This is a genomic window from Bacillus sp. Marseille-Q3570 (assembly GCF_946151055.1).
Classification (GTDB): Bacteria; Bacillota; Bacilli; order Bacillales; family Fictibacillaceae; genus Pseudalkalibacillus.
This window is the reverse complement of the sequence record NZ_CAMGYZ010000001.1, coordinates 602,725-626,122: the sequence shown is the minus strand read 5'-3', so window position 1 is coordinate 626,122 and position 23,398 is coordinate 602,725. Positions and strand designations below refer to the sequence as shown.

Below are 23,398 nucleotides of genomic sequence, written 5' to 3'. Positions count from 1 at the left end.
TGCTTTTTAACATCTTCAATTACATCAATTTTCTTCTGACCCATTATTTCTCCCCCCTCTCCCAGACCTAATTCAAGTTTACTTTGAACTCATTATGGTGTCTAAATGAATAAGGGGGCTTAAAAGATTTCCTAAATAATCTGTTCACTTTAACATATAATCTGTTCATTTCTCCAATTATTTTGTTCATTTTCAGGATTAATCTGATCACTCTTTTCCACTTTAAATAAAGGGGACTAGTAATGCCTTCTATTTATTCCATCTTCATAATGGATACCTTTTGTGTAAAGCCCAGTTTGAACTGCACGATTAAAAGCAATACGATAAAGTTGCTAACAAAAGCTAATCCTTATATACTGAGGTAACAATTCCTTAACAGGAGGCTGCAAGATGGATCGTAAAGGTGAACGTTTTTATCTGGTACAAGAGGATGTCCTTTCCGAAGCGATGACGAAAACGCTGGAAGCGAAAGCGCTTTTGGAATCTGGGAAAGTGAGTACAATCAATGAAGCAGTTAAAGCAGTAGATTTAAGCAGAAGTGCGTTTTATAAATACCGGGATCGGATTTTCCCTTTTGAAACCATGGTCCAAAAGCAAATCGTGTCTATTTCTATCCATTTGGAAGACCGTTCAGGATCATTGTCGTCCTTACTTAGGATTCTTGCCGGATTAGGATGTAATATCTTGACGATTCACCAAACGATTCCCCTGCAAGGAAAAGCAAATGTTACGTTATCGATCGAGACGGCATCTTCCAAAGAAGACATCAACGGTATTCTAAAAGCACTTGAAAAGTTGGAGCATGTCAGACAAGTGAACATAATAGGATCCGGCGCATAGCCAGTATTGAAAGATATCGGTAAATCACCAAATTACACCGAATTATTTTAGAATTACTGATAAAACCAGAGGTGCACCGATAAAATTAGAATTTGCTTCAATATAGGAAATCAGCAACTTCTAAAGAGCTAATTAAAAAAGTTATGATCGTGGCAACAAGTATCCTTTCTCTTCTAATGCTCTGCATGCTTGGTCCAACTGATTTTCTGAATCTGCTTCTAATGTGTGGAGGTGCACACCGTCCGTCAATTCAAGCAGATAAGCTGCATTGGTTTCCCTTACTTTATTGATGAATTGTTCAACATCATGACGACTTTGAATCATGATCACCCCAGTCAAGTCTCCATAGACAGGATGTTCAATCGTAACATCTTTTACCGTAACGCCATAATCGACAATTGTATTGAGTTCATCCATTGTTTCATCAGAAGCATGCTGGCAGGCAATGATTCTTTTGTATTTCTGTTTTGAAGATACGGGCTGGAAGTATAAGTATCCATTGGACGTAGCCATAATGGGTTCATTACGAGCTTTCAACAACGAAATATCTTGAACAATCACCTGCCGGCTCACATTGGTCTGTTTTGCAAGATAACTTCCCGTCAGTGGACTCTCACTTTGCTTCAGCCATTGAAGAAGAAGATCTCTCCGTTCTTCCCCTAAGACCTTATCTCCTTTATCTTTCATTACATTTTCCTCCTAAAACAACAGTTTCTTTCATTTAAGAATACCATATTTCCAATCGGAATAACGAGCTCTTCACACCCATAAAGAATATGTGTTTCAACAGGTTCATATATTGATTATAGTGAACAGACCGTTTTTTTAAAAGTGTAGCAAGATGCCCAATCTCTCATATACTGTGTAATGAATTAGGCAGGGAGGAGATCGTTTTGAAAATACACATTGTCAAAAAAGGGGATACACTTTGGAAAATTTCTAAAATGTACGGTGTAGAATTACAAGATGTTATCAAAGCTAATCCCCAAATACAGAATCCGGATACCATCTATCCAGGTGCCAAAGTAAAAGTACCAACCAGCAATCCGAACGGAAAACCAAATAACCCGAGTAATCTGAAAAACAAAGTTATGCCACATATGAATATGAAAATGAAGGAGAAACCAATACCAAAGGAAAAACCAATGCCTAAACCGAAAAAAGAAATGCCGATCCAAGCACCTAAGAAAAAAGAGATGCCAATCAAGAAAGAAATGCCGATCAAAAAAGAGCTGCCGATAAAAGAAAAGCCGATAAAGGAAAAACCGATTGTGAAAGAAAAACCTATTGTTAAAAAACCTAAAGCACCAATAACAGAAGAAGAATTCCATATTACATTAGGCTTACAAAAAGAAGAAAAGACCACCACATATGAAATGCCTAAGCCAAAACCTGTTAAACCTTGTCCGCCAGTTGAATGTATTCCATATGATGATTGCTGTATGCCTGATCCTTGTGCAGGACCGTGGGGGCAATACGGTTCTTATCAAATGATGGATCCATGCTATGGACCGATGATGCAACCGTATGGCTATCACCATCAAATGGGAGGTTATCCTATGTATGGTCATATGGACCAATATGGAGATATCCCAAATGGTTATGCGTCGCCACTCGAAATGTATGGAATGGAAGAAATGGATTATGATGACTATCAGTGGATGGGGCAAGAACATGGCGGGGGACAAATGATGCCATGGATGGGTCAAGATTACGGCGGCGGACAAATGATGCCATGGATGGGTCAAGATCAAGGCGGCGGACAAATGCCATGGATGGGTCAAGATCAAGGCGGCGGACAAATGCCATGGATGGGTCAAGATCAAGGCGGTGGACAAATGCCATGGATGGGTCAAGATCAAGGCGGTGGACAAATGCCATGGATGGGTCAAGATCAAGGCGGCGGACAAATGCCATGGATGGGTCAAGATCAAAGCGGAGGGCAAATGCCATGGATGAGCCAAGATCAAAGCGGCGGTCAGATGATGCAGCAAGGTCAGAATAATGAATCTCTTAATCCTTGGGCGAGCCAGGACCAAGGAGGAATGATGGGTCAGCTCCCAATGATGCAAGGCCAGCAGGGCAGCGGCCAAATGCCAGGCATGCAACAGGATCAAGGAGGAATGATGGGTCAGCTCCCAATGATGCAAGGCCAGCAGGGCGGCGGTCAATTACCTTGGATGCAACAGGATCAAGGAGGAATGATGGGTCAGCTCCCGATGATGCAAGGCCAGCAGGGCGGCGGTCAATTACCTTGGATGCAACAGGATCAGGGAGGAATGATGGGTCAGCTCCCGATGATGCAAGGCCAGCAGGGCGGCGGTCAATTACCTTGGATGCAACAGGATCAAGGAGGAATGATGGGTCAGCTCCCGATGATGCAAGGCCAGCAGGGCGGTGGACAAATGCCTTGGATGCAACAGGATCAAGGAGGAATGATGGGTCAGCTCCCGATGATGCAAGGCCAACAAGGCGGCGGTCAGCTGCCATGGATGCAACAGAATCAAGGAGAAATGATGGGTCAGACTCCAGGTAGGGATCCATATTGGGACATTGACATTCAGATGCAGCCAAGGAAACAAAAGAAAAAAGACACCAAAAAAGAATAGGGAACTATTTCCGTCTCAAATCGGATTAAATTAAACCTCTGATTGCCATTCTAAATGGTGAAAGGAGGTTTATAAATGAAAAAATTAATGGTATTGACTTCAGCTTTAATGCTGACCGGTGCATTGACGGCATGTAATGCAGATGGTAACGGTGCGATGGAAACACGTTATGATAATGACACTCGCCCTATTGGTTACTATACGAATGACGAGGCAAATGAGGGACCTTTTACTCAGATAGCAGATCGTGATCGAAGAGACCTTGACAGGGCAGAAGTCAATTATGCAGATGATTACAACGGTGGAGACCTTGCTGCTCGAATTTCCAAGCGGGTCAAGGAAATGAAAAACGTTGATGATGCACGTGTCGTTGTCAACGGTGATACAGTTTTAGTCGGTGTAGATACAAATGATCAAAACGATCAGGATATCCGAAAGAACGTAAAGGAAGCTGTGCAGCAAATGACTGATAAAAACGTTCGGGTAACAACGGACGAAGAAATGTTTACAAGAATCAGAAATGTCGATGACGATTTGAGAGATGGGAATGGTTTCACAGAAGTTCGTTCAGATGTGAATGCAATTATGAACGATATCGGGAATGCAGTGCAACGACCTTTCCAAAACAATCGTTAACGAAGTTTTAAGCTGGAGGTGACACCTTTTGTGTCAGCTCCATTTTCTTTTTTATGGATGTAGTTATGTGCTATATTGAAAAAAGAAGTGTAAGAAAAGGGGAGAAACAATATGGCAGGACATTCCAAGTGGAAAAATATACAACGCAGAAAAAATGCCCAGGATGCTAAGCGTGGAAAAGTGTTCATGAAACTCGCTAAAGAAATTTTTATAGCTGCAAAAGAAGGTGGTGGGGATCCCGAGACAAATCCATCACTCCGTTTAGCTGTGGATAAAGCCAAATCTGCCAACATGCCGAATGAAAATATTGATCGTGCTATTAAGAAGGCGACTGGAAATCTAGAAGGCGTCAACTATGAAGAAATCGTCTATGAAGGGTATGGAGCTGGTGGTACAGCTGTGATGGTTGAAGTCCTGACGGATAATAAAAATCGCACGGCTGCTGAAGTGAGACATGCGTTTTCGAAAAATGGAGGGAACTTAGGCGAATCTGGATGTGTTGCTTTCATGTTTGACCGTAAAGGTGTGATTGTCATTGATCAAGACGATGTTTCACTTTCTGAAGATGAATTCATGTTGGAAATCATTGAATCTGGTGCGGAAGAGTATGAAGTGAATGAAGGAACGTATGAGATCTATACCGATGCCGATCAATTTTCAAATGTTAAGAATGATTTATTATCAAAAGGTTATACACCTTCAACTGCAGAAATCACGATGATCCCTCAGACGCTGACAAAGCTTGAAAGGGAGGATGAACAAAGAATGTTCAATCTCATCGATGCCTTGGAAGAGCTTGATGATGTTCAGGAAGTATACCATAACCTAGAAATTGCCGAAGAATAATTGCGATTCATTTTAGATGGATAAATTCCCCTGATTCGGTAAAACTATTACTGAATGTATTTTGTCTGAAGAAGACAAACGTGAGGTGATAGTCAGGTGAAAACCTTCCCTGTAAAAGCAGCTTGGATTTTTCCTATAGTTGTATCTGTATTAGGGGCAGTTTATGTGCTGTTGTTTCATTCGTTTGAGGATGAGGTGAAAGCAAACCTACCTTCTCAAGGTCATACACTAGAGCAGGAAGCACAGACCGTTTCTGGTCCACTCACTGTCGAGGTTCTTCTACAGCGAACTTATTTAGACGGGGAAAGCAGTCAAGAAGTTATTTATGAAACAATCTGGTCGATGGAAGATTTTTGGGCAGCTTATGCTGATTGGCAAATGATCGACCAAGATTTGAAACGAGTCATATTCGAGCAAGAAATTGATGATATTTCACCACTCTCAAAAGTGAATGGGTTTTTCGGTCTTACGGATGATGGCATCCTAACGATTTTCAATGGTAGACCTCATGAAGACCAAGTCATACAGTCCTTCTTTCAAATCGATGTTAAGAAACTCGAGAGTAATCTTCTTGAAAAATTGAAAGAAGGGATACGGATCGAAACCAAATCCGACTACCAGGAAGTACTCAATCAGTATGAACCATATGCTATCAAAAAATGAAAAATTCAACGGCCTGCTACTACTTTTCCCAGCAGGTCGTTTTGATTTCACCTAGCGAAAACAGCTTTAAGAAATAATAAAGTTGATTTCTCCACTGATTTAGCGAAATTCGAATGTTGCAAAAGTAGATTGATACTAGCGAATGAACCTCCATCAGCTCTTATATTCTTTCGACTTTTCTTCAATAGATGTGCTACAATGAAAAAATAAGAAGAAACGTTCGTATTTTTATGAATTAACATAATCCGGCCAGTTTCAAAAATATTCCGGCCGCTTCCAACAGTAATCCGGCCGCTTTCACGGTCATTCCGGCCAAAAGTGTAAAAGGAAACTAAAAAAGAAAAAGCGCTATACTTTTAAAACAGAACTTTTCTATAAAGAGATCAGATTCACTACAAATAGGGGGGAAGGTTACAAACATTGATTGATTATATTACAGGATTAGTGAAATACATACATACAGATCATGTCGTACTCGAATGCGGCAATATCGGATATAAAATTAACTGCCCGAATCCTTTCATATATCAAAAACAAATCGGTAACACAACGACCATTTTCACGTATCAGCATGTACGTGAAGATATTTTGGCGTTGTATGGATTTGAAAACCTTGATGAACGTGATTTGTTCATGAAATTGATCCAAGTTTCTGGAATTGGTCCTAAGGGAGCTCTGGCCATTCTTGCTTCTGGGAAGCCGGATCAGGTCGTTACTGCTATTGAAAATGAAGATGAGAAGTTTCTGACCCGTTTTCCTGGGGTCGGAAAGAAGACGGCCAGGCAGATGATTTTGGATCTCAAAGGGAAATTGACGAACTGGACTGAAGTGAAAATCGAAGAGAAACCAAAAGTTGAAATGCCGGAAGATGGTCTTCAAGATGCATTTGAAGCACTTGAAGCTCTTGGATATGGTCAGAAAGAAATCAAGAAAGTTGCACCTCAGCTAGAAGGTGAAGGTGGATTGTCAACGGATCAATACATAAAGAAAGCTTTACAATTATTATTGAATTGACCTGAGGTGGGTATGAATGGAAGAACGGATAATTTCGAATGAACTCAATCAGGAAGATGAAACGCTTGAATTTAGTCTGCGGCCACAGTACCTCCAACAATATATCGGACAACGTAAGGTAAAAGAAAATCTTCAAGTCTTCATTGAAGCTGCGAAGATGCGAAGCGAACCACTTGATCACGTACTCTTATATGGCCCTCCTGGTTTAGGAAAGACGACTCTTTCCTGTATCATCGCTAATGAAATGGGTGTAAACATTCGGACTACAAGTGGTCCGGCAATCGAGCGTCCTGGTGATCTAGCAGCAATTTTAACTGCACTTGAACCAGGGGATGTCCTCTTCATCGATGAAATCCATCGGCTGCATCGATCAGTAGAAGAGGTCTTATATCCGGCGATGGAGGACTTTTGCCTTGATATCGTTATTGGAAAAGGGGAAACAGCTAGATCTGTACGTTTGGATCTACCACCTTTCACATTAGTAGGGGCGACAACCCGAGCAGGTTTGTTATCTGCTCCGTTACGTGACCGTTTTGGTGTCCATAGCAGGCTTGATTACTATGAATTAGATGATTTGACGGAAATCGTCATCCGTACAGGTGATTTTTTTGAGATAAAAGTTCAACCGGATGCTGCTGAAGAATTAGGGCGGAGAGCTCGCGGGACACCTCGTATCGTAAACAGATTACTGAAAAGGGTTCGTGATTTTGCCCAGGTACAAGGAGATGGAATCATAACAAAGGATATTGCGGTGCAAGCACTTGAAAGACTTCAGGTGGACCGTTTAGGATTGGACAATATTGACTATAAATTGTTAAGAGGGATTATTGAAAATTACAAAGGCGGTCCTGTAGGTTTGAATACCATCGCAGCAACGATTGGTGAAGAACCTCAAACGATCGAAGACGTCTACGAACCTTACTTGCTACAGATTGGATTCATCCAAAGGACACCAAGGGGGCGTATGACAACGGGACTTGCCTACAAGCATTTTGACTTGGAGGAACCGAAAAGGCCATGAGCAAAATTTTCATTGTAATCGGAATCGTATTTATTCTATTTGGAATCATCGGCAGTTTCATCGGAAAATTACCAGGCGATATCGTTTTCAAAAAAGGTAATACGACCTTTTATTTTCCGATTGTCACATCTATTGTCGTGAGTATCGTCCTATCGTTGATTTTTTATTTGATCGGACGATTCAGATAGAGCCATCTCTTAACAACAATGAACATACAAAAAAGCAGATAAATAGGTGAATGGATAATGAAAGTAAATGAATTCGATTTTAATTTGCCAGAATATTTGATTGCGCAAACACCACTGAAGGATCGTACAAAATCGCGTATGCTCGTGGTCGATCCTGAATCAGGTGGTATTGAACATAATGCATTCAGTGAAATCCCAAAATACTTAAAACCGGGCGATTGCCTGGTATTGAATGATACTCGTGTGTTACCTGCACGATTATACGGTATAAAATCTGAGACCGGGGCGAAAATTGAAGTCTTGCTTTTGAAAGAAGAAGCGGACAATACGTGGAAGACCCTTGTCAAGCCAGCAAAGCGTGTAAAAAAGGGGACAACACTTTCCTTCGGCGAAGGCAGGCTGAAAGCGAATTGTATAGAAGAAGGAGATCAGGGAGAGCGATTATTGAGCTTTACCTATGAGGGAGTCACATTCCTCGAAATTCTCGATCAACTGGGAGAGATGCCTCTCCCTCCATATATAAGGGAACAATTGAACGATAAGGAACGGTATCAGACCGTCTTTTCAAAGCATATTGGTTCAGTTGCAGCTCCGACAGCGGGTCTTCATTTTACAGAGGAATTGATTGAAAAGCTTCAAAACAAGGGAGTCCATGTAGCTTATATTACCTTACATGTGGGACTGGGGACATTCAGGCCTGTATCGGTGGAGAATGTTGAAGAACATGAGATGCATGGAGAATATTATCAGATTTCTAAGGGTACCGCGAACTTATTGAACCAAGTGAGGAAAGACGGAGGGCGGATCATTGCGGTCGGTACGACATCTGCACGTACGCTTGAAACTGTTGCACAAAACAGCCCGAAAGAATTCGATGAGCAATCGGGTTGGACAGATATTTTCATTTTTCCCGGCTATGAATTTAAAGGGATTGATGGACTGATAACTAACTTCCACCTTCCACAATCTACATTGATCATGTTAGTAAGTGCATTTGCAGGAAAAGATTTGATCATGAAGTCTTATGAAGAGGCTGTGAATGCAGAGTATCGATTCTTCAGCTTCGGAGATTCGATGCTTATTTTAGAAGGGAGTATCAGTCATCAATGAGTGCAATACGATATGAACATATCAAAACCTGTAAGCAGTCAGGCGCACGTCTTGGAAAAGTCCATACGCCGCATGGCATATTTGAAACACCAGTCTTCATGCCGGTAGGGACTCTAGCGACTGTCAAAACGATGAGTCCTGAGGAGCTTGTACAGATGGGGGCAGGTATCATCCTCAGCAATACGTATCATCTATGGCTTCGACCGGGCCATGATATCGTAAAAGAAGCTGGAGGGCTCCATACGTTTATGAATTGGGACGGTGCAATTCTGACGGACTCAGGGGGATTCCAGGTTTTCAGCTTAAGTGATCTACGGAAAATTACCGAAGAAGGTGTCCACTTCAGAAACCATCTTAGTGGCGAAAAATTGTTCTTAACGCCAGAAGGTGCAATGGAGATTCAGAATGCTTTAGGATCTGACATCATGATGGCGTTTGATGAATGCCCGCCATATCCAGCAGAGTATTCTTATATGAGGCAATCAGTAGAACGGACAAGCCGGTGGGCGGAACGATGCTTGGAAGCTCATCAAAGGCCGGAAGATCAGGGCCTGTTTGGAATCGTACAGGGTGGAGAGTATGAAGAACTTCGAAAACAAAGTGCTCAGGATCTTGTATCACTCGACTTCCCTGGTTATGCAGTTGGCGGTTTGTCCGTAGGGGAACCGAAGGACGTTATGAACCGTGTTCTCGAATTTACGACACCCTGGCTCCCTGATGATAAACCAAGATATCTTATGGGTGTAGGATCACCTGACTCACTTATCGATGGGGCGATCCGGGGCATCGACATGTTCGATTGTGTTCTTCCTACAAGGATTGCCCGCAATGGGACGTGTATGACGAGCGAAGGTAGATTAGTCGTCCGAAATGCGAAGTTCAGCAAGGATTTCCGACCACTTGATGAAAATTGTGATTGTTATACATGCCGCAATTACTCAAGAGCATATATCCGACACCTCGTTAAAAGCAGTGAAACGTTCGGCTTCCGGTTAACGACTTATCATAATCTTTATTTTCTGTTAAAATTGATGGAGCGGGTCAGACAGGCGATACGAGAGGATCGATTGCTTGATTTCCGGGGAGAGTTTTTTGAACAGTATGGTTTCAATAAACCGAATGCAAAAAACTTTTAACATACATTATGATTTGAAAGGGGTGAACAACAAATGGAAGGTTTAGGTGGATTAATACCAATTATCCTTATGTTCGTGATTTTCTACTTCATCTTGATCAGACCTCAACAGAAGCGTCAGAAGAAGACGGCTCAAATGCAGTCTAATCTAGAAAAAGGAAATCGCGTCATTACGATTGGCGGTTTTCACGCAACGATCGAAGCGATTGATGAGGAGAACAACTCAGTCGTCCTTCGTGCAGGAGATGGATCGAAACTTACATACGATCGCTCTGCAATTCGTGAAGTGATCGATAACAATCAATAATAACCGCAAAAAAAGAGGCTGAAACAGTCCGTGCATCTGAATGCAGATTACACGGTGGATCAGTCTCTTTTTCGTTGGCTGTGAATAAGTGTAAGCGACCTTCCTAGTCACTTGTTTAGGTCACTGAAAATTGACGAGGAGATGTAGCCGCCTCTGGAAGTTTGAAGAGAATCAAATTGGCTGGTCGCTGAGCTGGGCATCACTTCCTGATCTTTAACGGACACAGGAGACCTTATTTGACCAAAATAATGGAATTTCTCAACCTTAACGGACACCAGGGACCTTATTTTGTAAAATATCATAGGAAATCACTGCTTTTTTCACAAATAACGGTTGTGGTGTCCGTTAAAGTTTCAGAAACAGCGGTTTTACCACAAATAACGGCTCTGATGTCCGTTAATTTTTAATCATGGCTTCTAGGTCTCCTCTGGCTCACTTTCTCCACAGAGCCTCTTAATTAACCTTTAATTCGTTGTCATTCCTAGTGTTTATGTGAGGAGAAGTTGACCCCCATCATCCCCCCTAAAGCTGAGGCAAGTAAATAACCAAGGTGATAGATATACTGGTGCGGATCAAATTTCACCTGATAACCAAGGTATTGGACAAGAAAGACCACCAATGTGAATAGCAATCCCGTTCCTGCTCCTAGCAACCATCCTTTTTCCTTTCCTTTTCTTCCTGATACGATCCCTCCAATGAACAGCGCTATGACTGACAAACCAAGGATGACCCAGGTTAAAGATTGTTCAGTCAGATTTGAGAATCGGAGGATAAGTGATAGTAAGAAGCTGGTGGTCATGATGATCGCCAATACGACAACTAGTCCGAACCCCATTGCGGACATCATACGTCTAGACATATTCCCTCACCCCTTATAGGCATGTATATTCTTTAGTACAACTTATTCAGGACAAAGATAAATTAGAAGTCGAACATGTTTACCTATTCTCTGACATACGATGTACTATTACGGACAAGTAGAGGATGGGAAATGTGAACGTAACCTTAGCGTTTATCATTTTTTTAGCCAGTTACATCGGAATCATGACTGAAAAAATCAATCGTGCACTTGTGGCATGCTGCGGTGGAGTCATCATGATCATGATAGGCCTACTGGAGGTAGAGCAAGCTTTCTTCGAGCATGTCGATTGGAATACGATTGCTTTGTTATTTTCAATGATGGTACTCGTTTCGATTACGAGTCAAAATGGGGTATTTGAATACATAGCGATCCTTTTGGCTCAACAGGTCAAAGGAAAACCGATACCTTTATTGATCGTCATGTCCACGATTACAGCGGTTGGATCAGCTTTTTTGGATAACGTCACTACAGTACTGTTGTTGGTCCCGATCATCATAACCCTGACGAATATGTTAAAGGTAACTAGCACACCATTCTTAATATGTTCGATTATTTTTGCGAATATCGGAGGGACTGCAACGTTGATTGGTGATCCTCCGAACATCATGATCGGCCAGGCTGTCGATCATCTTAGTTTCAATGATTTCATCCTGAACCTCGGACCAGTTGTGTTACTCATCTATTTTGTGGTCATTGGGGGTTTATCTTTCTTTTACCGTCGCAGTTTATTCATTTCAAGTGAAAAAAGATTGCAATTGATGCAGCTTGATCCAAAAGAATACTTGAAAAAAGGACCGATGCTTTATAAATCTGTAACGATTCTTCTCATGACGATTTGTGGTTTCCTTCTTCATCCAATCCTTCATTTGGATTTGACTACAGTCGCAATGAGTGGTGCTTTGTTGTTATTATTGTTAACCACGAAAGAACAGGAGATTGAAGAAGTTTTCCGTTCAATCGAATGGGTGACGCTGTTTTTCTTCATTGGTTTGTTCATTTTGGTCGGTGGGTTGATTGAAGTGGGAATCATTGATGAAATGGCTAGAGGGATATTGTCTTGGACAGAAGGAGATATACCTAAGACTGCGGTCATCATTTTATGGGGATCAGGGTTATTGTCTGGGTTCGTAGATAATATCCCGTTTGTAGCTGCCATGATTCCAGTCATCATGGAATTCGAGGAATACGGTATTCAAAACCTCGATCCGCTCTGGTGGGCTCTTGCTTTAGGTTCGTGTTTAGGAGGGAATGCAACCTTGATTGGTGCTTCAGCAAATGTCATCGTGGCAGGATTAGCGTCAAAATCAAAACAAACCTTCAGTTTTATACAATTCTTATTGATCGGATTCCCTGTTGTCATAGTTTCACTGATCATTTCAACCATTTATCTGGTTTTACGTTATTTATTAGCGTACTACTAAAATTTTACCATCCAGATCTTTTCATATCTTCTCCTTAGTCGGTGAGACTATGTAAGGAAAGGAGAAGACTTCCATGGAAATCGGGATTATACTGTTTCGGACCCTTTTCATATACTTTATCATCATCATCGTGTTCCGATTAATGGGGAAGCGGGAAATCGGTCAACTATCGATTGTAGACTTTGTTGTGTCAATCATGATTGCAGAAATGGCAGTCATATCGATTGAAAGTCCTGAAAAACCGATGATGCAATCGTTGCTCGGTATCGGTGTTCTACTGATGTTGCAAGTGTTTTTTGCCTATGTCTCTTTAAAAAGTGAAAAAATGAGACATATTATTGACGGTAAGCCCTCGGTGATCATTGACCGAGGTCAAATAGATGAAACGCAAATGAAAAAGCAACGCTATAACTTCGACGATTTATTGATTCAATTACGTGAAAATGGGATAAATAAAATCTCGGATGTCGAGTTTGCGATTCTTGAACCGACAGGGAGACTTTCTGTAATTAAAAAAGAAGAAGAAGAAAATGAGGATGATCCTGGGAGTAATCTTTTTCCTTTGCCATTGGTTTTAGACGGAAAAATCCAAGAAGAGCATCTGAAACGGTTAGGTAAAACGGAGCTTTGGTTACGGCAGGAGTTGAAAAAGCTGGGCTTTAGGGATTTGAAAAAGATTTCTTTTTGTTCTTTAGAGTCAGATGGAATCTTTTTCATCGATCTGACAGAAGACGATTAAAAATCAACCCACTAAAATGTGCGGGTTGATTTTTTATTGGTTTTGTTTCAATTAAAGAAAGTTTCTTCAATATCAGGGCAACTAAGGCTTTTTCAAATCTGGATACTAAGGTCATAGTACTAAAGTAATGAATTGTTCAGATAGGGCCATAATTGTTCAAGCTAGGACCGAAATTGTTCAAGCAGGGGCTAAAATTGTTCAAGACAGAGGAAAAGTTGTTCTGTTCCAAGTCGATTTTGTTCACCCTCTCAATAAAATGCCTCATCTATCCTCTGCTTTTATCAAAGGGCGAAGCTTCATTATAAGTTTGCTTAATTCAGTTCACTAAAGTCTATCCAGTACATATGGCTAGGCGCTTTCCGAATGTATTCGTAAGATTTCACCGTACGATCTTTTTCAAGAATGGGATGTACTGGACGTCTTCTTTTTTAATTAATTTTAGACCAATGACCAGTAGCAGATACAATAGCAGCGTAAACCCGATAGAAAACAATGTCCGAGGGAGGAGTTGCAGATCCACTATATGATGGAAACCTGTAACTGCTACTGCTGTCATTGCGATTGCCAGGATGCCTTTTAAATAGTCTTTGACGACGATCGTGTAACTGATGGCCTTTACAATCGTGGCAAAATGCAGCATGGTGACAAGTACGACATTGATGACAATTGCAAGGGCTACACCCATGATCCCGAGATCCGGTCTTGAAGCGAGCAAAAAGATCGCGATGATTTTGACGATAGCCCCGATGATACTGTTGATCATTGCGGCTTTAGCAAGGTCAAGAGCCTGCAGCACAGCTTGAAGAGGACCCTGGAAATACAAGAAGAAGAAAAATGGCGCCATCAATTTTACATAAACCGCAACTTCCGGTGTGTTATACATCAAATCCATTAAAGGTGCTGCCAGGACATAAGTGATGACAACCGAGACCCCTCCGGAAAGCATTGAAATCCTCAGAGCTTGATTCAGCCTGTATTCCACGACATGATGCTTTTTTTGTGCAGCTGCTTCGCTGATGGCTGGTACAAGTGAGACCGATAATGAGTAGGTGATGAACATCGGTAATGTCAGGAAAGGGATGACGTAACCTGCGAGAGCACCGTATTGTTGAGTTGCGAGTGGTATTGCAATTCCCGCGAGAAGTAGGCTTTGTGTGACGACAATCGGTTCGAAAAAATATGAAACCGATCCGACCAATTGACTGGCTGTGGTCGGTAATGATATTCGCATCAATTGATTGAACGTTTCTTTTCCTTTTGTCACATAATTGAAAAATCCTCTTCGAATTCTGATACGTTTTTGGAGTTTGAACGCCGAAAACATATAGAGGAGAGATGCAAGTTCACCGATTACAACTGAAATCATCGCTCCTGCAGCCGCATATTCAACACCGTAAGGAAGAAGTGCACTTGTCAGCACTGCCACAAGTATAATGCGTACAACTTGTTCGATTACCTGGGAATAGGCAGAGGGCTTCATGTTCTGCCTTCCCTGGAAGTAACCACGTATAACTGAAGACAGTGCGACAATCGGAACGACTGGTGCAATCGCAATGAGCGGGTAATAAGTTCTGTGGTCAGTTAATAATGTTCGTGATAAAATAGGTGCAAGTGCAATCAGTGCAATTGTAAAAATAATACTTAGAATTCCTGTTATTGTTAACGAAACGACAAGGATTTGTTTGATTTTTCTCGGATTGTTTTGGGCGTCAGCCTCTGCTACCAATTTGGAGATCGCTACCGGCAGACCGAGACGCGTCAATGCAATCGTAAGCAATAAGGTCGGGACAGCCATCATATATAATCCTACACCTTCAGGACCCATGATCCGGGCAATGACGATTCGATTGATGAACCCTAACACTTTTGTGATCAATCCAGCAACAATCAAAATCATTGTGCCTTGTATGAACGTTTGTTTTGACATGAATTCGTCCCTGCCTTCTTTTACTGCATACTTTGTACATAACGGTTCTTTGTGAAGGATACGTGCTTTCTTTTTCATGTATATGCAGAAAAGTGGGCCAAGCATGACAAGTATAAAATTTTTGAGGTGTAGACATTGAAAGAAGATATCAAGCAGTTTTTGGTAGAAAATCTCAGTTTTCTGCCGAATGAAGTAATCGTAGTAATTGTTTCTGCAATGCCGATATTAGAATTACGTGGAGGCATCCCACTTGGATATGGTTTTGGATTTGATTTTTGGCCGGCAGTAGGACTTGCGATTCTTGGCAATTTACTACCGATCGTTCCATTGTTGATCCTTTTTCGTCCATTAAGTACATTTCTGATGCGATATCGCTGGTATAAGCGTTTTTATGACTGGTTATATGAACGTACATTAAAGAACAGTAAAAACGTTGAGCGGTTCGGTGCAATCGGCTTGATCTTGTTCACAGCCGTACCACTTCCTACAACTGGTGCATACAGCGCCTGTGTAGCAGCGGCTTTATTCAACATCCGTTTTCATTATGCTTTCCTTGCTATCGTAACTGGCGTTTTAATTGCAGGGTTAGGAGTCGGAATTGCAATGTACTCGATTTTCTAAAATGTAGATTGTTGAACGAATCATTTTTAAGAAGGAGGAAGACGATTCATGTGTGAAGCAACTAGTGAAACGATGGTGCTTGAAGACTGGTTTCCTAAGGTACTGCCTGCTTTGGTCAGTAAAAAGGAAGAAATGCACTTCATGGGGTATGAAAGTGTGACAGAAGAAGAAATCTGGAAATGCATTCTCTCTCGTGCAAAAAAGACGAAAGATGAAGATTGGATGATCCACCAAGTCGTTAATAAAATACTGACCCTATCGACGAATGATTTCATGAATTGGTTGACCGTACAAGCGGTTACTGATGATAACTGGTACGAATTAGACACACTGAAGGAAAATTGACACACAATTCATCCGATGGATATAATAGGATGTATTGTCATTACATAACATAAGGACGGACATCCAGAATTGTCGGCGTAAGGGGAGGAATATACATATGGTAAAAAGAGGACGGATCGTCGCCTTTTTCCTGCTTGTCATCTTGATAGCTGGAACAATCGGGGGGACGACCAAAGACATCGTCCAGGAAATTAAACTCGGTCTTGATCTGCAAGGTGGATTCGAGGTTCTGTATGATGTTGAACCTACAAATGAAGGTCAAAAGGTAGATAAGGAATTACTGAATAATACAGTTAGTGCTCTTAATGAAAGGGTAAACGTACTCGGTGTCTCTGAGCCTAACATCCAGATTGAAGGCGAGCGAATCAGGGTACAGCTAGCTGGGGTCGATGATCAAAATAAAGCACGTGAACTATTATCTACACAAGCGGAACTGACATTCCGTGATGTTGATGATAAAGTCATGTTGAATGGCTCTGATCTTAAAGAAGGTGGAGCAAAGGTAGAGTTTGCTCAACAATCGAATCAACCTATCGTAGCTCTGGGACTGAAAGACGGGGATAAATTCGGACAAGTTACCAGAGAAATCATGCAGAAGGGACCGCCCGACAATCGTCTTGCTATTTGGCTTGATTTTGAAGAAGGGAAGGATTCCTTCAAGGAAGAAGTGAAAAAAGAAGGAAACGCTTCTGGTGAACCGAAATATATCTCAGCTCCACAGGTAACGGAAGTCATCAATTCAAAACAAGCAACCATTACAGGAATAGACTCTGTTGAAGAAGCACAGAATTTGGTGGATCTTTTGAACGCTGGATCCCTACCGGTAAAATTGAAAGAAGTCTATTCGACTTCAGTCGGTGCGAAGTTTGGTCAAGATTCCCTTGATAAAACGGTGACCGCTGGATTAATCGGGATCGCTTTCATCTTCTTGTTCATGATCTTGTATTATCGTGTTCCTGGAACCATCGCAGTTGTCACTTTAACTACGTACATTTATTTAATCTTGCTCATTTTCGAGTGGATGGAAGGTGTGTTGACACTCCCAGGAATTGCTGCCCTTATTCTAGGGGTTGGTATGGCTGTCGATGCTAACATCATCACTTATGAACGGATAAAGGAAGAGCTTCGTGCAGGGAAGTCGGTCATGTCTGCCTTTAAAGCCGGAAATAAACGCTCTTTATCAACGATTCTTGATGCGAACATTACGACTATACTTGCTGCAACGGTCTTGTTCATATTCGGTACTAGTGCGATAAAAGGATTCGCCCTTGTATTGATCATAAGTATTTTGACAAGCTTTTTGACAGCTGTGTATGGATCAAGGTTATTACTCGGCTTATGGGTGAACAGCCGAATCCTGAACAAGAAGTTCGGGTTATTCGGTGTCAAAAAAGATCAAATCAGTGGGTTGGATGATACAGATCGTCTTGATATCTCCAAAAATAAGTTCAAAAACATCGACTTTGTAAAGCATCGCAAGAAGTTTTTCACATTATCTGGTGTTCTGATTGGTCTCGGACTCTTGTCGTTAGTAATATTCCAATTGAACTTGGGTATCGATTTTGAGAGTGGGAGTCGTGTGGAAATCACAGCTGATGAAAAACTTGACCAGGGAACGGTTGAAGATGAACTTGAATCCCTGGGTAAGGAAGCAGAAGAAGTGATCATTTCTGGTGAAAACCAAAATATTGCTGTTGCCCGTTATGTAGGCGTTCTGGGCCAAAGTGATATTGCTGAGTTGAAATCTTTCTATGATGAAAAATACGGAAGTGAGCCGAATGTAAGTACTGTCGATCCTACAGTGGGACGGGAACTTGCAAAGAATGCCTTATATGCCATTGCGATCGCATCAATTGGAATCATCATCTATGTAACGATCCGATTCGAGTGGTTGATGGCCCTGTCCTCCATTATCGCTTTATTACATGATGCGTTCTTTATCGTAGCACTCTTCAGTTTGTTGCGGCTTGAGGTGGATCTGCCATTCATAGCAGCTGTACTGACGATTGTCGGGTACTCGATCAACGATACGATCGTCACGTTCGATAGGATCAGGGAAAACATGAAGTATGGCAAGGTGAAAACATTCGATGATCTGTCAAGGATTGTAAATGTCAGTCTTGTTCAAACCTTCGGGCGTTCGATCAATACAGTACTAAGTACGGTCTTTGCAGCTTTAGCATTGATGATTTTTGGAAGCCCTGCAATTACGAATTTCTCATTTGCATTGCTGATCGGATTAGTCGCAGGTACGTATTCTTCTCTTTTCATCGCAGCACAGATATGGCTGGTTTTGAAAGGAAAACAACTTCAAAAAAAACGTGTAAAACCTGCTCAATCAGCAGATTAATTGGATAAAAGGTTGACCTATTGCCGGTCAACCTTTTCTTTCTTTTTAAGTTCTGAAGCGAAGCTTTCGACACTTCCTTGGGAAAAGCGAGCCAGGCGGCACCAAGTAGCCATGATTTATATTAATGGACACCAGAGCTGTTATTTGTGACAAAACCGCTGATTTCCTATGATATTTGCGAAATAAGGTCTCCTGTGTCCGTTAACGGGTTCGCGAGGATAGAGTGCAAAGGTAAGTTATAGCAGGAAGTGAGGTCCAGCATAGTGACCAGTCACTTCAAACTTCTTGCGGTGGTCGACATCTTATGTATAAAACCGGGTCGCTTCCACTTTTCGTTCGAGTGGATTTTGTAGAAATAAACAATAAAAACGAATATGGTCTAATGATTAAAAACAAAGACTGTAGCGTAAGTTATTATGGAGATTGTTAGTTTGGAGTGGTTTTGTTGGACAACCAGAACGAAGAACGGTTCAAACAAGGGGAATTCGCAGCATGGGTAGGCATCATTGGAAATCTCGTACTTGCTATTATTAAGGGCGTGGTCGGATTCATTTCGAACAGCCGTGCTTTGATTGCTGATGCTGTACATTCGGCTTCTGATGTTGCTGGCTCATTTGCAGTGCTGTTAGGCTTAAGGGCTGCAAAGCTTCCTCCTGACCGTGATCATCCCTATGGTCATGGTAAGGCAGAATCAATTGCAGCGATTATCGTGGCGGTCCTTTTATTCATTGTTGGACTTGAGATCGGTTACTCATCTGTAGAGTCATTCTTTCATCCGATAGAAGCGCCCAAGATCTGGGCTGTCTATGCTGTCGTTTTCTCCATCATTGCAAAAGAGCTGATGTTTCAATATAAGTATCGTTTGGGTAAAAGAATTAAAAGTGATGCGGTTATAACAAATGCATATGAGCATCGGTCCGATGTCTATTCTTCAATAGCAGCGTTGATTGGTATAGGTGCGGCTGTCCTTGGTGGAAAGCTAGGGATTGATTGGCTTGAGTATGCAGATCCGATTGCAGGCTTGGTAGTCTCCCTTCTTGTCTTACGGATTGCATGGAAGCTCGGCGCAGAGTCCATCCATAATACGATGGATCACGTTCTCCATGAGGAAGACACAGTGGAAATGAAAGAAATCGTTGAAAGCGTTGAAGGAGTCATGAACCTTGATGAGTTCTTTGCCAGGGAACATGGATATTATGTCATCATTGATATTAAAATTGCAGTAGATCCAAAGATTTCTGTCCAACATGGCCATGACATTGGAAAAGAAGTGAAGAGGCGGTTAATAGAACAATCCATGGTGCGAGACGTATTCGTTCACATAAATCCTTACAATAATGAGAAGGATGGTGAGTAAACTTGAGAAGAGAATGGAGCTTCATCATCGGGTTGCTCTTTGCAATCATCATCGCGGTTTTCGCTGTTATCAATGTAGAGGCAGTAGAAGTGGATTATTTATTCGGAACGGCACAATGGCCACTTGTTCTTGTTATACTAGGCTCAACAATGTTTGGAGCACTTGCAGTTGGTGTTGCAGGTGCAGCGAGGTTCTTCTCTATGAAAAAAGAATTAAGAGCATTACTTAAAGAGACTCGCCAGTTGAAGGATAATCATAAAAGTTCGATCGGAAATGCTGAAAATGATCCTCTATCAAGCAAGAATACTGCCAATTCAACAAATGCTTCCGATCACTCTACTTCATAGTATAAATTACAATTTGCCACCTCTTGAAACACTCTTGTATAATGAGTGAGTTAAGAGGTGGTTTTATGTTGAATTCGAGGACACGATGGAGTGTCATGGAAGTAGACCAATCAAAAAGGGATGAATTGGTGAACGTCCTAGGTCTATCACCGCTTGTAGCGGGTTTGCTGGTGAATAGAGGTAAGAAAGAAATAGAAGAAGTTACGAACTTTTTACATACTGAAAATGTTGATTTCCATGACCCATTCCTATTGGATGGAATGGATTCAGCTGTCGATCGAATCAAAAAAGCGGTCGCAGGAGAAGAAAAAATCTTGATATTTGGGGATTATGACGCTGATGGAGTCAGCAGTACCTCTGTCATGATCTATACATTACGTGAACTTGGTGCAGATTTCGACTATTATATTCCCAATCGGTTCACAGAAGGCTATGGTCCGAACGAAGCTGCATTCAGATGGGCGAAAGAGCAAGGTTATACGTTAATTGTAACAGTAGATACAGGAATATCAGCGATCCACGAAGCTGAGGTTGCAAAGGAAATAGGCCTTGATCTTATCATAACGGATCATCATGAGCCTCAACCGGAGCTTCCTGATGCCTTTGCGACGATCAACCCGAAAAAACCTGGATGCCCATATCCTTTTAAAGGACTAGCAGGAGTGGGTGTTGCGATCAAAGTCTCCCATGCACTTCTAGGTGAAACACCGACACATTTGCTTGACATTGCTTGTATCGGGACAATAGCCGACCTTGTCCCCCTCGTGGATGAAAACCGTCTGCTTGTCAAACTTGGGATCAAGAAACTTGAAACAACCCCCAAGCCAGGGCTGCAAGCTTTGTTGAAGGTCTGTGGATTAGAAGGGAAGCAACTTACATCCGAACACATTGGATTCGGTGTTGGTCCACGCGTCAATGCAGCTGGCCGCTTGGACACTGCTGATCCTGCCGTTGATCTGTTCACGATTTCAGATATTGACCAAGCTGAAATGATCGCTAAGGAAATCGATGCAATGAATAAGGAAAGACAAAATCTTGTCAATGGCATTACAAAAGAAGCGGTTGAGATCGTTGAAACCCAATACCCACCTGAAGATAATTCGGTTCTGGTCATCGCGAAAGAAGGTTGGAATCCTGGTGTAATCGGCATTGTTGCTTCTCGTATTGTGGAGAAATTTTATCGCCCCACCATTATTTTGAGTATTGATCCAGAAAAAGGGGTTGCAAAAGGATCGGCACGAAGTATTGTGGGCTTTGATATGTTTGAAAACCTATCAGAATGCCGTGATATTCTACCACACTTTGGTGGACATCCAATGGCAGCAGGGATGACACTTCAGCTTGAATACCTTGATGAGTTAAGGGAACGCTTGGATCGACAGGCAAAAGAAAAGCTTAAAGAAGAAGACTTTTCACCAATAACATCAGTCGACCTTCAATGTTCAGTGGATGAAATCTCCCTTGATGTTATCGAAGAACTGGAAGCATTAGAGCCTTTTGGTGTGGAAAATCCAAAACCGAAGTTCCTTATCGAGCAGTGCCAATTAAAAGAAATTCGTAGAATAGGCAGTGATTCTAAGCACTTGAAGCTAGCACTCAAGGGAAATCATACAAATTTGGATGCGATTGGCTTTCATTTCGGAGAGGTTTTTGAAGAAATCACGCCGAATGCTTCGATTTCAGTTGTAGGTGAACTTTCAATCAATGAATGGAATGGCTTCCGAAAACCGCAATTGATGCTTCAGGATATTGCAGTAAAAGAAAAGCAGCTATTCGATTATCGTGGTATAAAGAATCTTACGAGTCGATTGAAAATGCTTGACCGAACCAAAATCCAGCTGCTTTCTTTTAAAGATAAGACAATAGAATCATTGCGTTTAGATGAATGGAAGGATCAAATTGTCCGAATTACCGAGGGTATGACTCTTGATAACGTTGAACTGAATGGGAAATATCTGATCATTCTCGATCTGCCTTCACATAAGCAACAATTGGATCAATTGATGTCCCTTGGTTCTTCAGCAGAACGCGTCTATACGGTTTTTCATAATGAGGAAGACCATTATTTCAACCCTATTCCGACACGAGAATCTTTCAAGTGGTATTATGCCTTTTTGAAGAAACAAGGAAGGTTCGACTATAAAAAGCGTGCAAAGGAATTGGCAGCCCATAAAGGCTGGACTGTAGAGTCTGTCTATTTTATGTCAGAGGTGTTTTTTGAACTCGATTTTGTTACAATAGACAATGGTGTTATTACAGTATCAGACCAACCAATGAAACGACCGCTTACAGAATCGGTGACGTATAGGAGAAAACAAGAGCAGGAAAGCCTGGAGAATGACTTATGTTACTCCTCCTATCGTGATTTAAAGCGATGGTTTTTTGAGAACGAAAAAGATGTTGTTCGATTTGAGGAGGCTTACTAGAAAGATGGATTACAAACAATATATTGAAGTTGTTGAAGATTTCCCGCAGCAGGGTATCCGTTTTAAAGATATCACGACCCTGATGCAGGAAGGTGAAATCTACAAAAAAGCGATGGACGATATCGTTACATATGCAAAAGAAAAGCAGATCGATGTTGTTGTAGGACCTGAGGCACGTGGATTCATTGTCGGATGTCCCGTTGCTTATGCAATGGAAGTCGGTTTCGTACCGATTCGAAAAGAAGGAAAACTCCCCCGTGAAGTGGTAAAAGTAGACTACGGGAAAGAATATGGAAAAGATGTGTTGACCATTCATAAGGATGCGATCAAACCTGGCCAACGTGTTCTGATCACGGATGATCTCCTTGCAACTGGCGGAACGATCGATGCAACGATCCAATTGGTTGAAAAGCTAGGAGGAAAAGTGGTTGGAATCGCATTCATGATCGAATTGACATACCTGAACGGTCGAGATAAATTGGACGGGTATGACATTTTTACACTGATGCAATATTAGGATGAAGAATATAGAACGGGCTCGTTATCGGGCTCGTTTTTTGTACATTTCTTTCTGAATAAACTAAAAATCGTGTAATTATGGCGCTTAATCGAACAACTTGCAAAAACGTGCAAC

The 23,398-nt window shown here is 41.6% G+C and carries 23 protein-coding genes; 20 read left to right on the top strand and 3 right to left on the bottom strand.

Annotation, left to right across the window (positions count from 1 at the left end; all coding sequences use genetic code 11):
- Window positions 1-390 precede the first annotated feature (390 nt).
- On the top strand, window positions 391-840 hold the full coding sequence (locus N8M93_RS03220; RefSeq protein WP_261129656.1) for an ACT domain-containing protein: 450 nt from the start codon (window positions 391-393) through the stop codon (window positions 838-840).
- 141 nt (window positions 841-981) lie between these two features.
- Here the strand turns inward: N8M93_RS03220 and N8M93_RS03215 are convergent, their stop codons facing one another.
- Window positions 982-1,527: a transcription repressor NadR gene (locus tag N8M93_RS03215; RefSeq protein ID WP_261129654.1), complete on the bottom strand. Its 546-nt coding sequence runs from the start codon at window positions 1,525-1,527 to the stop codon at window positions 982-984.
- Between the two features lie 206 nt (window positions 1,528-1,733).
- Between N8M93_RS03215 and safA the strand changes: the two genes are divergently transcribed.
- From safA to yajC, 10 genes are all read left to right on the top strand, one after another.
- Window positions 1,734-3,449 (top strand): SafA/ExsA family spore coat assembly protein, encoded by a 1,716-nt coding sequence (gene safA / locus N8M93_RS22765; protein WP_314728248.1) that lies wholly within the window; start codon window positions 1,734-1,736, stop codon window positions 3,447-3,449.
- A gap of 75 nt (window positions 3,450-3,524) precedes the next feature.
- The gene (locus N8M93_RS03205; RefSeq protein WP_261129653.1) at window positions 3,525-4,085 is read left to right on the top strand and encodes a YhcN/YlaJ family sporulation lipoprotein; all 561 of its coding nucleotides are present in this window, start codon (window positions 3,525-3,527) and stop codon (window positions 4,083-4,085) included.
- A 111-nt stretch (window positions 4,086-4,196) separates the two neighbouring features.
- Entirely contained in the window at window positions 4,197-4,931 is a 735-nt protein-coding gene (locus tag N8M93_RS03200) for a YebC/PmpR family DNA-binding transcriptional regulator (protein WP_261129652.1), read from the top strand.
- Window positions 4,932-5,027: 96 nt separating this feature from the next.
- Window positions 5,028-5,594: an intercompartmental signaling factor BofC gene (locus N8M93_RS03195; protein WP_261129651.1), complete on the top strand. Its 567-nt coding sequence runs from the start codon at window positions 5,028-5,030 to the stop codon at window positions 5,592-5,594.
- 420 nt (window positions 5,595-6,014) lie between these two features.
- Window positions 6,015-6,608: a Holliday junction branch migration protein RuvA gene (ruvA, locus tag N8M93_RS03190; RefSeq protein WP_261129650.1), complete on the top strand. Its 594-nt coding sequence runs from the start codon at window positions 6,015-6,017 to the stop codon at window positions 6,606-6,608.
- Between the two features lie 16 nt (window positions 6,609-6,624).
- A complete protein-coding gene (gene ruvB / locus N8M93_RS03185; RefSeq protein WP_221566211.1) occupies window positions 6,625-7,629 on the top strand; it encodes a Holliday junction branch migration DNA helicase RuvB in 1,005 nt (334 codons plus the stop codon).
- Window positions 7,626-7,817 (top strand): DUF2905 domain-containing protein, encoded by a 192-nt coding sequence (locus N8M93_RS03180; RefSeq protein ID WP_221566209.1) that lies wholly within the window; start codon window positions 7,626-7,628, stop codon window positions 7,815-7,817. Before ruvB ends, N8M93_RS03180 begins: the two co-directional genes overlap by 4 nt.
- A gap of 57 nt (window positions 7,818-7,874) precedes the next feature.
- On the top strand, window positions 7,875-8,927 hold the full coding sequence (queA, locus tag N8M93_RS03175) for a tRNA preQ1(34) S-adenosylmethionine ribosyltransferase-isomerase QueA (RefSeq protein WP_261129649.1): 1,053 nt from the start codon (window positions 7,875-7,877) through the stop codon (window positions 8,925-8,927).
- Complete coding sequence (tgt, locus tag N8M93_RS03170; RefSeq protein WP_261129648.1) at window positions 8,924-10,063, top strand: tRNA guanosine(34) transglycosylase Tgt; 1,140 nt, start codon at window positions 8,924-8,926, stop codon at window positions 10,061-10,063. Before queA ends, tgt begins: the two co-directional genes overlap by 4 nt.
- Window positions 10,064-10,096: 33 nt before the next feature.
- Window positions 10,097-10,369: a preprotein translocase subunit YajC gene (gene yajC, locus N8M93_RS03165; protein WP_261129647.1), complete on the top strand. Its 273-nt coding sequence runs from the start codon at window positions 10,097-10,099 to the stop codon at window positions 10,367-10,369.
- A 481-nt stretch (window positions 10,370-10,850) separates the two neighbouring features.
- Here the strand turns inward: yajC and N8M93_RS03160 are convergent, their stop codons facing one another.
- On the bottom strand, window positions 10,851-11,228 hold the full coding sequence (locus N8M93_RS03160) for a TIGR04086 family membrane protein (protein WP_261129646.1): 378 nt from the start codon (window positions 11,226-11,228) through the stop codon (window positions 10,851-10,853).
- Window positions 11,229-11,362: 134 nt separating this feature from the next.
- Here N8M93_RS03160 and N8M93_RS03155 point away from each other — a divergent pair, with 134 nt between their 5' ends.
- Complete coding sequence (locus N8M93_RS03155) at window positions 11,363-12,652, top strand: ArsB/NhaD family transporter (protein WP_261129645.1); 1,290 nt, start codon at window positions 11,363-11,365, stop codon at window positions 12,650-12,652.
- Between the two features lie 73 nt (window positions 12,653-12,725).
- Window positions 12,726-13,391, top strand: a complete 666-nt coding sequence (locus tag N8M93_RS03150; RefSeq protein ID WP_261129643.1) for a DUF421 domain-containing protein — start codon at window positions 12,726-12,728, stop codon at window positions 13,389-13,391.
- 379 nt (window positions 13,392-13,770) lie between these two features.
- Here N8M93_RS03150 and spoVB read toward each other — a convergent pair whose 3' ends face one another.
- The gene (spoVB, locus tag N8M93_RS03145) at window positions 13,771-15,318 is read right to left on the bottom strand and encodes a stage V sporulation protein B (RefSeq protein WP_261129642.1); all 1,548 of its coding nucleotides are present in this window, start codon (window positions 15,316-15,318) and stop codon (window positions 13,771-13,773) included.
- A gap of 135 nt (window positions 15,319-15,453) precedes the next feature.
- Here spoVB and N8M93_RS03140 point away from each other — a divergent pair, with 135 nt between their 5' ends.
- The 7 genes from N8M93_RS03140 (at window position 15,454) to N8M93_RS03110 (ending at window position 23,281) form a co-directional block, all read left to right on the top strand.
- Window positions 15,454-15,939 carry a small multi-drug export protein gene (locus N8M93_RS03140; protein WP_261129641.1) on the top strand — a complete coding sequence of 162 codons (486 nt, stop codon included), beginning with the start codon at window positions 15,454-15,456 and terminating at the stop codon, window positions 15,937-15,939.
- Window positions 15,940-15,987: 48 nt separating this feature from the next.
- On the top strand, window positions 15,988-16,284 hold the full coding sequence (locus N8M93_RS03135; RefSeq protein ID WP_261129640.1) for a post-transcriptional regulator: 297 nt from the start codon (window positions 15,988-15,990) through the stop codon (window positions 16,282-16,284).
- A gap of 97 nt (window positions 16,285-16,381) precedes the next feature.
- Window positions 16,382-18,634, top strand: coding sequence for a protein translocase subunit SecDF (secDF, locus tag N8M93_RS03130; protein WP_261129638.1), 2,253 nt, complete (start codon window positions 16,382-16,384; stop codon window positions 18,632-18,634).
- A 445-nt stretch (window positions 18,635-19,079) separates the two neighbouring features.
- Window positions 19,080-19,991, top strand: a complete 912-nt coding sequence (locus N8M93_RS03125; protein WP_261129637.1) for a cation diffusion facilitator family transporter — start codon at window positions 19,080-19,082, stop codon at window positions 19,989-19,991.
- A gap of 2 nt (window positions 19,992-19,993) precedes the next feature.
- Window positions 19,994-20,338 carry a lipopolysaccharide assembly LapA domain-containing protein gene (locus N8M93_RS03120; RefSeq protein WP_261129636.1) on the top strand — a complete coding sequence of 115 codons (345 nt, stop codon included), beginning with the start codon at window positions 19,994-19,996 and terminating at the stop codon, window positions 20,336-20,338.
- A 65-nt stretch (window positions 20,339-20,403) separates the two neighbouring features.
- Window positions 20,404-22,764 (top strand): single-stranded-DNA-specific exonuclease RecJ, encoded by a 2,361-nt coding sequence (gene recJ / locus N8M93_RS03115; protein WP_261129635.1) that lies wholly within the window; start codon window positions 20,404-20,406, stop codon window positions 22,762-22,764.
- A 4-nt stretch (window positions 22,765-22,768) separates the two neighbouring features.
- Window positions 22,769-23,281: an adenine phosphoribosyltransferase gene (locus tag N8M93_RS03110; RefSeq protein ID WP_261129634.1), complete on the top strand. Its 513-nt coding sequence runs from the start codon at window positions 22,769-22,771 to the stop codon at window positions 23,279-23,281.
- Window positions 23,282-23,398: the final 117 nt, after the last annotated feature.

Coding starts and splice junctions, on each gene's coding strand:
- queA (WP_261129649.1), top strand. CDS start 7,875: ATGAAAGTAAATGAATTCGATTTTAATTTGCCAGAATATTTGATTGCG.
- N8M93_RS03160 (WP_261129646.1), bottom strand. CDS start 11,228: ATGTCTAGACGTATGATGTCCGCAATGGGGTTCGGACTAGTTGTCGTA.
- N8M93_RS03205 (WP_261129653.1), top strand. CDS start 3,525: ATGAAAAAATTAATGGTATTGACTTCAGCTTTAATGCTGACCGGTGCA.
- N8M93_RS03150 (WP_261129643.1), top strand. CDS start 12,726: ATGGAAATCGGGATTATACTGTTTCGGACCCTTTTCATATACTTTATC.
- N8M93_RS03180 (WP_221566209.1), top strand. CDS start 7,626: ATGAGCAAAATTTTCATTGTAATCGGAATCGTATTTATTCTATTTGGA.
- ruvB (WP_221566211.1), top strand. CDS start 6,625: ATGGAAGAACGGATAATTTCGAATGAACTCAATCAGGAAGATGAAACG.
- N8M93_RS03200 (WP_261129652.1), top strand. CDS start 4,197: ATGGCAGGACATTCCAAGTGGAAAAATATACAACGCAGAAAAAATGCC.
- tgt (WP_261129648.1), top strand. CDS start 8,924: ATGAGTGCAATACGATATGAACATATCAAAACCTGTAAGCAGTCAGGC.
- N8M93_RS03220 (WP_261129656.1), top strand. CDS start 391: ATGGATCGTAAAGGTGAACGTTTTTATCTGGTACAAGAGGATGTCCTT.
- spoVB (WP_261129642.1), bottom strand. CDS start 15,318: ATGTCAAAACAAACGTTCATACAAGGCACAATGATTTTGATTGTTGCT.
- N8M93_RS03135 (WP_261129640.1), top strand. CDS start 15,988: ATGTGTGAAGCAACTAGTGAAACGATGGTGCTTGAAGACTGGTTTCCT.
- yajC (WP_261129647.1), top strand. CDS start 10,097: ATGGAAGGTTTAGGTGGATTAATACCAATTATCCTTATGTTCGTGATT.
- N8M93_RS03215 (WP_261129654.1), bottom strand. CDS start 1,527: ATGAAAGATAAAGGAGATAAGGTCTTAGGGGAAGAACGGAGAGATCTT.
- recJ (WP_261129635.1), top strand. CDS start 20,404: ATGTTGAATTCGAGGACACGATGGAGTGTCATGGAAGTAGACCAATCA.
- N8M93_RS03110 (WP_261129634.1), top strand. CDS start 22,769: ATGGATTACAAACAATATATTGAAGTTGTTGAAGATTTCCCGCAGCAG.
- secDF (WP_261129638.1), top strand. CDS start 16,382: ATGGTAAAAAGAGGACGGATCGTCGCCTTTTTCCTGCTTGTCATCTTG.